The sequence below is a fragment of the Sorangium sp. So ce302 genome, assembly GCF_051530145.1.
In the GTDB taxonomy this organism is placed as follows: Bacteria; Myxococcota_A; Polyangia; order Polyangiales; family Polyangiaceae; genus Sorangium; species Sorangium cellulosum_B.
This window is the reverse complement of sequence record NZ_CP150326.1, coordinates 9,904,399-9,917,998: the sequence shown is the minus strand read 5'-3', so window position 1 is coordinate 9,917,998 and position 13,600 is coordinate 9,904,399. Positions and strand designations below refer to the sequence as shown.

3 protein-coding genes are annotated in these 13,600 nt (G+C 69.4%); all 3 read left to right on the top strand.

The annotated features are described in order from the left end of the window. Positions 1–225 precede the first annotated feature (225 nt). A complete protein-coding gene (locus WME73_RS37560) occupies positions 226–6,195 on the top strand; it encodes an AAA family ATPase (protein WP_437912683.1) in 5,970 nt (1,989 codons plus the stop codon). Beyond that, positions 6,192–8,336: a response regulator gene (locus WME73_RS37555; protein ID WP_437741118.1), complete on the top strand. Its 2,145-nt coding sequence runs from the start codon at positions 6,192–6,194 to the stop codon at positions 8,334–8,336. The genes WME73_RS37560 and WME73_RS37555 overlap by 4 nt, the downstream gene beginning before the upstream one ends. Before the next feature lie 159 nt (positions 8,337–8,495). After that, positions 8,496–13,592: a protein kinase domain-containing protein gene (locus tag WME73_RS37550; protein WP_437912682.1), complete on the top strand. Its 5,097-nt coding sequence runs from the start codon at positions 8,496–8,498 to the stop codon at positions 13,590–13,592. Positions 13,593–13,600 lie beyond the last annotated feature (8 nt).

Here is a 13,600-nt window from a genome sequence, read left to right as displayed (position 1 = left end):
TTTGGTTCAGCGCTCATGGTGCCTGACAAGCTGACTGGTGCGGGGGGACAGCTCGCGAAGGAACCCGCTCGGTCGCCGATTGGCGCAGGGACGACCACGGCCTTGTCGTGCAGCAGAGGTCGCCCGAAAAAATCCCCGGAGGGAGGATCGCCGGTCGCATTCCGTCCTGCTCGACACTACGATGATCCTCCGACAGCAGCGCCCCTGAAGGATGCGAGGGGGGCAATGATGGAGCTGCGGGATTACACGCTGGAAAAGGTAATCTACGACGGCAACGAGACACGGGTATGGCGCGCGGTCCATGTCCCCTCGGGGGCGCGCGTGGCGATCAAGATCCCCGTGGCCGAGGTGGCCAGTCCGCGCGTGATGGGGCGGCTGATCCACGAGCACCAGGTGCTCATGCAGCTCGCCGAGGTGCCCGGGGTGGCGCGCGCGCGGGCGCTGGAGCAGCGGGGCGGCACGGCGGCGCTGGTGCTGGAGGATCCCGGCCTCGGGTCGCTCGATCGCTTGCTCGCCAAGCAGGGGCGCGTGCCGCTCGGGGCGGCGCTGCGGCTCGGCCGGCTCCTGTCACGGGTGCTCGAGGGGGTGCACGCCGCCGGCGTGATGCACAAGGACATCAAGCCGCAAAACGTGCTGGTGGACGAGGCGTGCGAGAGGGCCACGCTGCTCGACTTCGGCATCGCCTCGCTGCTGTCCCAGGAGGCGACCGAGGCGAGCATCCCCGAGGCGCTGGAGGGGACGCTGGTCTATATTTCCCCGGAGCAGACGGGGCGCACAGCGCGCGCGCTCGATACGCGCACCGACCTCTACTCGCTGGGGGTGACGCTCTTCGAGGTGATGTCGGGGCGGCTTCCGTTCACGGAGCGCGATCCGCTCTCGCTGGTGCACGCGCACCTGGCCAAGGACCCGCCTCCGCTCGACGCCGTCGCCCCGGAGGTGCCGAGGGCCGTGGCAGCCATCGTGGCGAAGCTCCTGGCCAAGGATCCCGAGCGGCGCTACCAGACGGCCCGCGGCGCGGCGGAGGATCTGGAGGAGGCCCTCCGTCAATGGGACGAGCGGGGCACGGTGGAGCCGTTCGGCCTGGGAAGAAAGGACTTCTCGCGCAAGCTCCGGTTGCCGCAGGTGCTCGTGGGGCGGGAGCGCGATGTCGAGCGGGTGGGCGAGTCCTTTGCGCGCGCCGCGCAGGGCATGACGGAGCTCCTGCTCGTCGGCGGCCCCTCGGGCATCGGCAAGACGGCGCTGGTGCGCACGGTCTACAGGGATATCGCGCAGGCGGGGCGCGGGCTCCTGATCGCGGGAAAGCACGATCAGCTCGCGCGGTCGACGCCCTATGCGGCGCTGGCGCAAGCGTTCGGGGCGCTGATGCGCCAATGGCTCTCCAGCTCGGAAGCGGTGCTCGAGGCCTGGCAGGAGCGGATCCGGCGCGAGGTCGGGGACAACGCGCGGCTCATCGCGGACGTCGTGCCGGAGCTCGACCTGGTCATGGGCAAGCTGCCGCCGGTGCCGCCGGTGGAGGGCGAGCAGGTGCTCAACCGGCAGAAGCTCACGTGGCTGAATTTCGTGCGAGCCGTCACGGCGCCGAACCCGCCGCTGGTGATGTTCCTGGACGACATGCAATGGGCCGACAGCGCCACGCTGATCATCCTGCAGACATTGCTGACGGACGTGGAGCGCAAATCGCTGCTGGTGATCGCGGCGTACCGCGACAACGAGACGCCGCCCGAGCACCCGCTGTGGAAGCTCGTGGAGGCGGTGGAAAAGAGCGATGCCAACGTCTCGCGGATGACGGTGGGCCCGCTGTCGGCAGAGCAGGTGCAAAAGTGGTGCTCGCGGACGCTGGAGAGCGAGCCCGCGCGGGTGGAGCCGCTGGCGCGCGTGCTTTCGCGAAAGACCCGCGGAAACCCCTTCTTCCTGGAGCAGCTGCTGCTCTCCCTGCACCGGCAGAAGCAGGTGGTGAGGGACCCGGAGACCGGGGCGTGGCGGTGGGAGCAATCGTCGCTGGAGAAGGCGGGCGTCACCGACAACGTGGTGGCGCTCCTGACGGACAAGGTCCGTGAGATGCCCGAGCCGACGCAGCAGCTCCTGGGGCTCGCGGCCTGCGCAGGCCACACGTTCCACCTGCACGACCTGGAGCGGCTCAGCGGGTGGGAGCGCGCCCGCGTGACGGGGGCGTTATGGCCGGCGCTTGACGCGGAGCTGGTGGTGCCGGTCGATGGGGCCTACCGCCCCGCGCAGGCGCTCGGGGTCATCGGCGCGGCGGCGATGGACGCGGCCTACCGGTTCCTGCACGACCGCGTGCAGCAGGCGAGTTATGAGCGGATCTCGCCGGAGCAGCGGGTGCTCGCGCACCTCGAGATCGGCCGTCGGCTAGAGGCGCGTTATCGGGCCGAGGGGGGGACGGCCCAGCAGTTCCTGGAGCTCGTGCGGCACCTGAACCTGGGCGCGGCGCGGCTAGAGTCCGTGGAGGAGCGCAAGGAGCTCGCGCGGCTGAACCTGGAGGCCGCGCGCGCCGCGAAGGCGGCGAGCTCGTACCGGTTGATGACCAACCTGCTGAACAGCGCCCAGGCGCTCCTCGGCGAACGGGCCTGGGAGCAGGAGCGCGCGCTGTCGGTGAAGATCGGGCTCGAGCGCCTGGAGGCCGCCTATCTGCTGCGGGAGTTCGACGACGTCGAGGCGCGGGCGCTCGCCTTGCTGGACAGGCCTCTGCCGGAGGTCGCCTGGCTCTCGGCGCAGGAGATCCGCACGCGCTGCTGCGTCGCCACGGGCGAGTACACGCGGGGAATCGGGCTCGGGATGGCCGCCCTCGCGAAGCAGGGCATCACGTTCCCCGACACGGATGAGGCGTGCCAGGTCGCGCTCCTGCGAGAGTCCACCGCGCTGGATCACTGGCTCGATCACGAGCCGGACGGGTTTGAACGAATGCCGGTCGATCCGTCGCTGGAGCACCGGCTCATCGATGCCCTGATGACGCAGGCGCAGCTCTGCGCGATCTACGGTGGCCGGCCGATGCTGTATTCGCTCGTCATCGCCCGCATCGTGTCCGAGGCGATACGGCGGGACGCGCTCACGCCCGCCGCCACCCTCATGATCTGCAGCTTCGCCAACGCGTGGTCGGTGGCGACGGGCATGTATCGCCGCACCATGCGCTGGCTCACGCCCGGGGTGCGCGCCGCAGAGCGGGTGGGCTCCGCGATGCTCCCCGAGTGCCTCGCGCTCAAGGGGATCTACCTGGGCCACTCGAGGCCCATCGATGAAGCGTCCCCCGTCTATGAGCAAGCCATCGCAGCCGGCCTGAAGATCGGGTCGTTTCAAGGCACGAGCTGGGGGCTCCTGTGCGACTTGCTCTACTACCGGCTGTGGCGCGGCCTGCCGCTCGGCCAGGTCGATGCGCAGCACAAGGCGCGCTGGGAGCTGGTGCAGCGCGCAGGGGACGCCGTCGGACGACACCACTTCGAGCTGGTCGCGTCCTTTTGCGATGTCTTGATGTCTCCTGACGGCGCCGAGCGCCTCCTGGAGGAGGAGCCGTTGCCGCGAGGCTCTCGCTCCCTCCTTGCCGACGGGGACAGGTACACCGGAGGGTTCGCTCGTACCCTGGAAGGGTATCTGTTCTGCGCCGTCGGCAAGTGGGAGCGGGCGCTGTCGAGGATGCGGGAGGCGGAGCAATTCCAGGCAGACCTCCTCGGGATTCCGATGGTGACAGACATCGCGCTCTTTCTCGCGCTCGCAGCAGCGAAGCGCTGGCCCGACGCCGTCACGGACGAGGAACGGGCGCGGCTGCGGCAGCACATCGAGCACAGCCTCGCCCGATTGCGCTACTTCACCGAAGGCTGCGAGGCCAATTTCCTCCACAAGCTGCGCCTCGGCGAGGCGGAATACGCCCGCGTCCTGGGCAAGCCCGAGGAGGCAGCGGCCAGATACGACGAGGCCATCGAGCTGGCCCGCGAGCACCGCTTCCTGCACATCGAGGCCCTGGCAGCCCAGCTCGCCGCCGAGTCTCGGCTGGAGGAGGGCAAGAGCCACGTCGGGGCGATGTACCTGCGCGAGGCGCGCGACGCCTACGCGCGCTGGGGTGCTGACGCGGTGGTCGCCCATCTGGGCGCGAGGTATCCCGCCGTGCTCAAGGCGTCCATGCACGAGTCGGCCTCCGAGCGCACGACCGTGACGGCGACCACCACGACAACGGGCGGGTCCACGGGCGCGAGTTTCGACGTGAAAACCGCGGTGCGCGCGGCGCAGGCGCTCTCGGGCGAGCTCGACCCGGGGCGCGTGGTGGGCCGGCTGATGGAGCTCACGCTGGAGAACGCGGGGGCGCAGCGCGGCGCCCTGGTGCTCAGCGAAGGGGAGGCGCTCTCGGTCGTCGCTCGGCTCTGGGTGGAGGGGACCCGCATCGAGGCGGGCCTGTCGGAGCCTCTCGGGCAGAGCCACGACGTGCCGGTTTCGGTGGTGCAATATGCGGCCCGCACGGGCGAGCCGGTGGTGACAGGCGACGCGAGGTCCGACGCGCGCTTCGCCGGCGACCCGTACCTGGCATTGTACGCGGTGCTCTCGCTGCTGGCGCTGCCCTTGACGCATCGGGGCCACGTGGTGGGCGTGCTGTACCTGGAGCACCGCGACGTGCCGTCGGCGTTCCCTCCGGCGCGCGTGGAGCTCTTGTCAGTGCTCGCCTCGCAGGCGGCGATCGCCGTCGAGAACGCCGTGCTGTACCGGGACCAGGAGGTCAAGATCCAGGAGCGGACGGCGGAGCTGCGGATCGCCAAGGAGGCGGCCGACCGCGCCAATCGAGCGAAGAGCGATTTCCTCTCGAGCATGAGCCATGAGCTGCGCACGCCCCTCAATGGCATCCTGGGCTACGCTCAGTTCCTCATGCGAGCGCCCGAGCTCTCGCCGAAGAGCCGCGAAGGGGTGCAGATCGTGAAGAGATCGGGCGAGCACCTGCTGGCGTTGCTCAATGACCTCCTGGACCTCGCGAAGATCGAGGCCGGCAAGATGGAGCTCGTCCCCCGGAGGTTCGACTTTCCCTCCTTCGTGCACAACGTGGTGGATCTCTGCGGCGTGCGCGCCGAACAGAGGGGCATCGCCTTCACCCACGAGGTGCGGGGCCCGGCGCTCGCCGCCGTGCACGCGGACGAGAAGCGCTTGACGCAGGTGCTCCTGAACCTGCTCGGCAACGCCATCAAGTTCACCGAACGCGGCGCGGTCACCCTGCTCGTCGACGTACTGGACGAGGGCGGAGATGGGCAGCGCGACGTGCGCTTCCGGATCGAGGACACGGGCGCCGGCATCGCCCCGGAGCACCTCGCGCGCATCTTCGAGCCCTTCGTGCAGGTGGGAGACCAGAGGGCGAAGAGCGAGGGCACCGGGCTCGGCCTCGCCATCAGCAAGAGGATCATCGAGCATATGGGCGGGACCATCCATGTCGAGAGCGAGCTCGGCAAAGGCAGCGCGTTCATCGTGACGCTCACGCTCGCCGAGGCGCTCTCTTCCGCGGCCGCCGACGAGGCCCCGGCGTGGGCCACGATCACCGGGTATCGCGGCGAGCGCCGCAAGATCCTCGTCGTGGACGACAACCCCGGCAACCGCTCTTTGTTCTGCGATCTGCTGGTCCCCATCGGCTTCGACCTCGTCGAGGCCGACGGCGGCGAAGCCGCGCTGCGGCTGGCCCTGGAGCACAGGCCGGCGCTGATCCTGATGGACCTGGCCATGCCAGGCCTGGACGGCTATGAGACCACGCGCCGCCTTCGGCAGATGCCCGAGCTCGGCGGGGTGGTGATCCTGGCCTCGTCGGCGAACGTCACCGCCGCCGAACAGCCGAAGGGGGCTCACGCCGGCTGGGACGACTTCTTGCCGAAGCCGGTGCATGCCAGCCTGCTCTTCGAGAAGATCGCGCGTTTCCTGCGCGTGGAATGGACGCATGAACCGGTGAACGCCGCCGCCCCCACGGCGGTGAAGGGGGATAGCGCGCTGGTGCCGCCCTCGGCCGAACAGCTCTCGCTGCTGTCGCGGCTGGTGGCGTCGGGCCGTATCCGGAAGGTGCTGGCGGAGGCGGAGCGGATGCAGCAAAACGAGCCGCGACTCGGCCCCTGGCTCGATCAGCTCCAGACGCTGGCGCGGACGTACCAGATGCGAAAGCTGCAGGAGTTCGTCGAGGAGCACGCCGCGGCAGGCCAGGTGGTGGCCGACGGTCAACGATCATGAGCAGAGCCTCTGCGCCCGGCGCTCGTGAGCCCACGATCCTCATCGTGGACGACATGCCCGCCAACCTGGCCCTGCTCGTGGATCATCTGGAATCCGCGGGTCATCAGGCGCTCGCCGCCGAGGACGCGGAGGCGGCCCTGAAGCGGGCCAGCCTCATGAAACCCGACCTGATCCTGCTGGACGTTGTGATGCCCGGGATCGACGGGTTCGAGACATGCCGGCGCCTGAAGGCGGCCGAGAGCACCCGGGACATTCCGGTGATCTTCATGACCTGCCTCGGAGAGGTGGCGGACAAGCTCGTGGGGTTCGAGGCGGGGGGCGTCGATTACATCACCAAGCCGTTCGAGATCGAAGAGGTGCTCGCGCGGATCAGGACGCACCTGAGCTTGCGCGAGGCGCAGAAGGAGCTCGAGGCGAAGAACGCGCAGCTCCTGCGTGCCCACCAGGAGCTCGAGCAACGGGTGCGAGAGCGCACGGCCGAGCTGGCGAGCTCGAACGCCGCTCTCGAGGCGGAGAACGCCGAGCGCCGGCGCGCGGAGGTCGCTTTGCGCGAGAGCCAGCACCTGCTTCAGGCCATCATCGACAACTCCACGGCGGTCATCTACGTCAAGGACCTCGAAGGACGCTTTTTGATGGTCAACCGCCGCTACGAAGAGTTGTTTCATGTGACCGCGCGGTCGATCGCCGGCAAGACCGAGTATGATTTGTTCCCCGCGGAGTGCGCCGACGCATTTCGCGCTTTCGACAAGCGGGTGGCGGCGGCCGGGGGGCCGCTGGAGATGGAAGAGATCGTGCCCCAGGACGATGGGCTCCACACGTACATCTCGATCAAGTGTCCGCTCTTCGACGAGTCGGGCCGGTCGTATGCGGTTTGCGGGATCTCCACGGACATCAGCGATCGAAAGCGGACCGAGGCGGAGCGGGAGATGCTCCTCTCCCGCGAACAGGCGGCGCGGGCGGAGCTCGAGCGTACGGGGCGGCTGAAGGATGAGTTCCTGGCGCTGCTGAGCCACGAGCTGCGGACGCCGCTCACCGCGATCCTCGGCTGGTCGCAGCTGCTCCGCATGCGCGGCCCATCGGACGAGATCCTGGGCCGGGCGCTCGGGACGATCGAGCGGAACGCGCGGGCGCAATCCAAGCTCGTCGACGATCTCCTGGACATGTCGCGCATCGTCGGCGGGCGGCTGAGCCTCGACGTGGAGGTGGTCGATCTGGCCGAGATGCTCGAAACGCTGCTGGAATCGGCGGAGCCGGCGGCGAAGGCGAAGGGGATCCGCCTGGAGCTCAGCGTCGAGTCGGCCGGGGAACAGGTCATGGGGGACCCGAATCGCCTCCAGCAGATCGTGTGGAATCTGGTCAGCAACGCGATGAAGTTCACGCGGCAAGGCGGGCAGGTGAAGGTATCGCTGCGCCGCGAGGGGACGTACGCGCGCCTCGCGGTGAGCGACACGGGGATCGGCATCGCGCCGGAGTTCTTGCCGTACGTGTTCGAGCAATTCCGGCAAGCAGACGCCTCGACCACGCGCGAGTACGGCGGGCTGGGTCTGGGTCTCTCGATCGTGCAGCACCTGGTGGAGCTGCACGGGGGGACGGTGGAGGCGGCCAGCGCGGGGAAGGATCAGGGGGCGAGCTTCACGGTGAAGCTGCCGCTTTTGGCCAAGCACGTTGAGGCGCTGGCCGGAGGAGAGCCGCCGCCGATGCCGCAGCGCCGGCCGTCATGGCACCGCGCCGGGGAGCTCTTGAGCCTGAAGGGGGTGCGGGTGCTGGTGGTGGACGACGAGCCGGACACGCGAGAGCTGCTCCTGCGGATACTGGCGGAGTGCCAGGCGGAGGTGCGGACGGCGGGTTCGGTCGTGGAGGCTCTGGCGGAGATGGAGCGGGACCAGCCGACGGTCCTGGTGAGCGACATCGGTATGCCGCACGAGGGCGGGTATGAGCTGATCCAGAAGGTGCGGCAGTTGCCGGAAGAGCGCGGGGGGAGCGTGCCGGCGCTGGCGTTGACCGCATTTGCGCGCGCCGAGGACCGCGCGCGGGCGCTCATGGCCGGATACCAGATGCATCTGGCCAAGCCGGTGAAGCCACCGGATCTGGTGGCGCACGTGGCGACCTTGGCCGGGCGAATCCATGGCGGGGCGAGATGAGGATCGACGCCGCCTGCTCCGATCCGTTCGCCGCGCACGCTGGGCCCGGCGCGCTCCGAGACCAACTTCATGCCCGCACATTGTGGACTGGTGCACCCGGGTTGGAGAGCACGGCGGCGCCGGGGTAGATTTCCCTCGAATGGCCGTGCGGACCGCTTGATGCAGCGCACAGAAGCGCTCTACAACTGGTCCATGATCGGTATCCCCGGGTACACCCTGACAGGCCTCATCCACGAATCCGCTGCGTCGACCGTGTACCGAGGATACCGCAACGAGGACCGGGCCCCTGTCGCGGTCAAGCGCCTCAGGAACGAGCGCCCAGCGCCGGCCGAGGTCGCGAGGCTTCGCTACGAGTACGCCATCGCCAAGGAGCTCGCGCTGCCAGGCGTGGTTCACGTCCTGGGCATCGTGAAGATCGGGGCGAGCCTGGCGCTCATCATGGAAGACGCCGGGGGCTGCACGCTCCATGAGCTCATCACGGCACGCTCCCTCACGCTCAAGGACGCGCTCCGGATCGCGATATCCATCGCGAGCACGCTCGAATCCATTCATCGGGGCGGGGCCGTTCACATGGACATCAAGCCGCAGAACATCATCGTCGAAGCGTCCACGTGGAACGCCAAGATCATGGACTTCGGCAGCGCCACCCGCCTCTCCCAGGAGGCACAGCGGCCGAGGAGCCCCGCCGCCTTCGAGGGCACCCTGGCGTATATGTCGCCGGAGCAGACCGGGCGGATGAACCGCGTTATCGACCTGCGCACGGACCTCTACTCCCTGGGGGTCACTTTGTACGAGATGGTGACGGGCAAGCTCCCTTTCCCGACGAAGGACCTCCTGGAGCTCGTGCACTGCCACATCGCCAGGCTCCCGCCGCCGCCGGCGCGGGTCTCGCCCGACGTACCGCGCTCCGTCTCTGACATCATCATGAAGCTCCTGGCGAAGAGCCCCGATGATCGATACCAGGGCGCCTACGGGCTCCGGATGGATCTCGCCGAGTGCCTCGCGCAGCTCGAGGCGGCGTCGGCGATCGAGCCGTTCGCGCTCGGGCGCCACGATTACGTGGACGCGCTCCGGATCCCGCAGAAGGCCTACGGCCGCGAGGCGGAGCTCGCGGTCCTCGAAGGCGCGTGGCGGCGCGTCAGCCAGGGCGCGAGCGAGCTGCTCCTCGTGTCCGGCCACGCCGGTATCGGCAAGTCGCTCCTCGTCGGCGAGATCCAGAAATCCATCGCGCAGGGCAAGGGGTACATCGTCGCTGGCAAGTTCGACCAGCTCAACCGGACCGTCCCCTATGCGGCCGTGGCGCATGTCTTCCGGGAGCTCGTCCGAGCCCTCTTGACCGAGCCCGCGGAGGCGCTCGCGCTGTGGAAGGAGCGAATCGCGAACGCCGTCGGGCAGAACGGCCAGCACCTCGTCGACCTCATCCCCGAGCTCGAGCTCCTCCTCGGCCCCCAGCCCGGCGTCGAGCCGCTCGGACCGACCGAGGCGCAGGCCCGCTTCCACCTCGCGTTCAGGAAGTTCTGCAGCGCCATCCCCGCACAGGAGCACCCCCTCGTCGTCTTCCTCGATGACCTGCAATGGGCGGATCCGGCCTCGCTCAAGCTCCTCGAGCAGCTCCTGACCGAGCCGGAGATCAAGCATTTCCTCGTGATCGGCGCGTACCGCCACAACGAGGTCGACGAGAGCCACCTGTTCTCGATCACCCTGGGGGAGCTGCGCAAGGCCGGGGTAGCTGTCGGCGACATCGACCTCAAGCCGCTCGAGCTTCCCGTCGTGACGCGGCTCCTCGCCGACACGCTCTCCTGCGACCCCGAGCGGGCCGAGCCGCTCGCGCGCCATGTGATGAGCAAGACCCACGGCAACCCGTTCTTCATGAACCAGTTCATGAGGGCGCTGCACACGGAGAAGCTCGTCTCCTTCGATCCGGCCCGGCGCGAGTGGACCTGGGATCTGCCGCGCATCCAGCGGATGAAGGTCACGGACAACGTCGTTGACTTCATGGCGGGCAGGCTCCTGGAGCTCGATGGACGCGCGCAGCGCACCCTCACGCTCGCCGCGTGCATCGGCTATCGCTTCGACCTGAAGACGCTGGCGAGGGTGGCCGGCAGGCCGCGCCGCGAGGTCGCAGGCGAGCTGTCGGCGGCGCTCCGCGAGGGGCTGATCCTCGCCGTCGGCGCGGACTCCAGGTTCTTCGACGCGGCCCTGAGCGGCGCGATGACCGGCGAGGCGGACGAGCCGGAGCTCGCGCTCGACGCCGCCTACCGGTTCTTGCACGACCGGGTCCAGCAAGCGGCCTACCGGCTCCTCGACGAGCCCCGCAAGCAGGAGATCCACCTCCAGATCGGGCGGCTCCTGCTCGCGGACAGCGACCCTGGCGACATGGAGGGTGAGGTCTTCGAGGTCGCGACCCACATGAACCTCGGCGTGCCGCGGATCACCGATCCGGAAGAGCGCGTCGCGCTGGCGCGCTTGAACCTCGAGGCGGGCAGGAGGGCGAAGTCCGGCGCGGCGTACGAGGCGGCCGCGGGCTACTTCGAGGCCGGCACGAGCGCGCTCGGCCCGGAGCGCTGGGACGAGCGGCACGATCTCACCTTCGCGCTGACCACCGGGCTCGCGGAGTGCCTCTGCCTGACAGGCCAGTTCGACGCCGGCGAGCGGCTGTTCGACGCGCTCCTCGAGCGCGCGAGATCCCCGCTGGACGGCGCGCAGGTCCGCAACCTGCGCATGTCGTTCCACCTGATGCGCGGCGACCTCTCCGAGGTCGTGCGGTGCGGCCTCGAGGCGCTCGCGCTGCTCGGGGTCGACATCCCCGCGGCGGCCGAGGAGCAGCGCGCGCTGCTCGGCAGAGAGCTCGAGGCGATGCAGGCCCACCTCGCGAGCCGCCCGATCTCCGCTCTCCTGGGGCTGCCCACCGTCGCCGATCCAGAGAAGCAGACCATCCTCCGTCTCCTCGCCGACATGACGCAGCCCGCCTCCGCGCTCGGGCTGCCGGTGCTCGGTCCGCTCACGCTCATCATGCAGATCAACCTCGCGGTGGAGTGCGGCACCTCGAGCACCACGGCGTACGCGTGCGTGCTCTATGCGGCGCTCCTGATCGACGGCGTCTTCGAGCCGAGGACCACCGACGACCGGTACAAGGAAGCCTACCAGTTCGCCAGGGTCGGTATCGAGCTGAACGAGCGGATCCCCAACCAGCGCATCACGTGCATGCTCCTCCTGACCTTCGCGTGCATTCTCCATTTCTTCGAGCCGCTCCGGGACACGGTGAAGCTCCTGGCCCGCTCCCGGCAGGCCGGCCTCGAGTCGGGAGATCTGGCGTACGCGTCGTACTGCTGCATTCACATGATCTCGGCGAGCCTGAGCCTCGGCGACGATCTCGGCGCGGTGGCCGGCGAGATCGAGCAGGATCTCGCGCTCATGCGGAAGACGAACGACAAGCTCACGACGCTCATCCTCTCGTGCGCAAGGCAGGTCGTCGCGAACCTCACGGGGGGCACCGCCGGGACGCACACCCTGAGCGACAACACCTTCGACGAGGCCGCCTTCGCCAGCACGGTCTCGGTCCCGGAGCTCAGCTATGTGGCCGCGTGGTACCACACGCAAAAGGTCCAGCTGGCCTATCTCCACGGCGATTACGGCGCCGCGCGCGCGCTCATGGCCGCCGCGGAGAAGATGACCGCCGGCTGCGTGAACAACTTCTGGGCGACCGAGCTCGTCTTCTATTCGTGCCTGACCCTCGCCGCCTCGTGCGACGGCGCGCCGGCCTCCGAGAAGGAGCGGCTCGTGGCGGCGCTGTCGGCGCACCGGGAGAAGCTCGCCCGCTGGGCCGAGCTCTGCCCCCGGAGCTACGCGCACAAACATCTCCTCGCCGAGGCGGAGATCGCGCGCGTTTCGGGCGGCGACCGGCACGCCGTGGCGCAGCTCTATGACAGGGCGATCGAGGGCGCCGAGGAGGCCGGGTTCACGCGCGATCAGGCGCTGGCGAGCGAGCTCGCCGGGAAGTTCCACCACGCGAACGGCCTCACGCGGAGCGCGCGCGCCCACATGACCGACGCCCACCACGGCTACATGCAGTGGGGAGCGACCGCCAAGGCGGACCGCCTGGCGGCCGAGGCGCCGCAGCTCGTGCAGAAGGTCGCGCTCACGTCGGCGCCGCCTGGCATGCTGGAGCACGCCCGGGCCGCGGTCCAGACCACCTCGACGACGAGGCTCAGCACCAGCGTGCTCGACGTCGAGGCGGTCATCCGGGCCGCTCAGGCCATCGCCGGCGAGGTCGTCCTCGACAGCGTGGTCAGCCGGCTGCTCGACATCGCGATCCAGAACGCCGGCGCGAAGAAGGGGGTCCTCGTCCTGGAGCGCGATCACCAGCTGATGATCGAGGCGTCGATCACCGTGGATCCGAACGCGGTGAGGGTCGGCCTGCTGCTCCCCGTCGAGGGCAGCGCCGAGGTCCCCGCCTCGATCGTGCAGTACGTCGCGAGGACGATGCAGCCGGTGGTCCTAGCGGACGCGAGCCACGAGCCTCGCTTCGCCGCGGATGCATACGTCGCCGCGCACAACCCGAGATCGATCCTCTGCCTGGCGATGGTGCACCAGGGGCGCACGAACGGCGTTCTCTATCTGGAGAACGACACCGCGACCAACGTGTTCACGCCGGCCCGGCTGGAGCTCTCGAAGCTCCTGCTGGCGCAGGCGGCGACCGCGGTGGAGAACGCCGTGCTCTACGCGAACCTGCACAGGCGCACGGAGTCGCTCCGCCTCGCCGAGGAGCAGCTCAGGGTCGAGTTCTCGGCGCGGGAGCGGAGCGAGCACGCGCGCGTCGAGCTCCAGGAGGAGATCATCCGCGTGCAGAGCGCCCGCCTGGCGGAGCTCTCCACGCCCATCATCCCGATCACCGACCGGATCATGGTCATGCCGCTCATCGGGATGATGGACCGGCAGCGAGCGGAGCAGGTCCTGAGCACGGCGCTCCAGGGGGTCGAATCGAGCGGCGCCGAGGTCGTGATCATCGATATCACCGGCGTGAGGACGGTCGACGGCGACGTCGCGAGCACCCTGATGAACGCCGCCGTCGCGCTCCGGCTGCTCGGGGCGCAGGCGGTGATCACGGGCATCCGCCCCGACGTCGCACAGACGCTCATTCGCTTGCAGATCGACCTCGGCGCGGTGGTCACGCAGGGGACGCTCCAGAGCGGCATCGCCTATGCCCTGCAGCGGGTGGGGGGCCGCGGCGCGCCCCTCGGCGCGCGCCCGCGGTGAGGAGCGGC

What these genes read in the sequence shown, in the direction of transcription:
- WME73_RS37555 (WP_437741118.1), top strand. Translation starts at nt 6,192, where the DNA reads ATGAGCAGAGCCTCTGCGCCCGGCGCTCGTGAGCCCACGATCCTCATC.
- WME73_RS37550 (WP_437912682.1), top strand. Translation starts at nt 8,496, where the DNA reads ATGCAGCGCACAGAAGCGCTCTACAACTGGTCCATGATCGGTATCCCC.
- WME73_RS37560 (WP_437912683.1), top strand. Translation starts at nt 226, where the DNA reads ATGATGGAGCTGCGGGATTACACGCTGGAAAAGGTAATCTACGACGGC.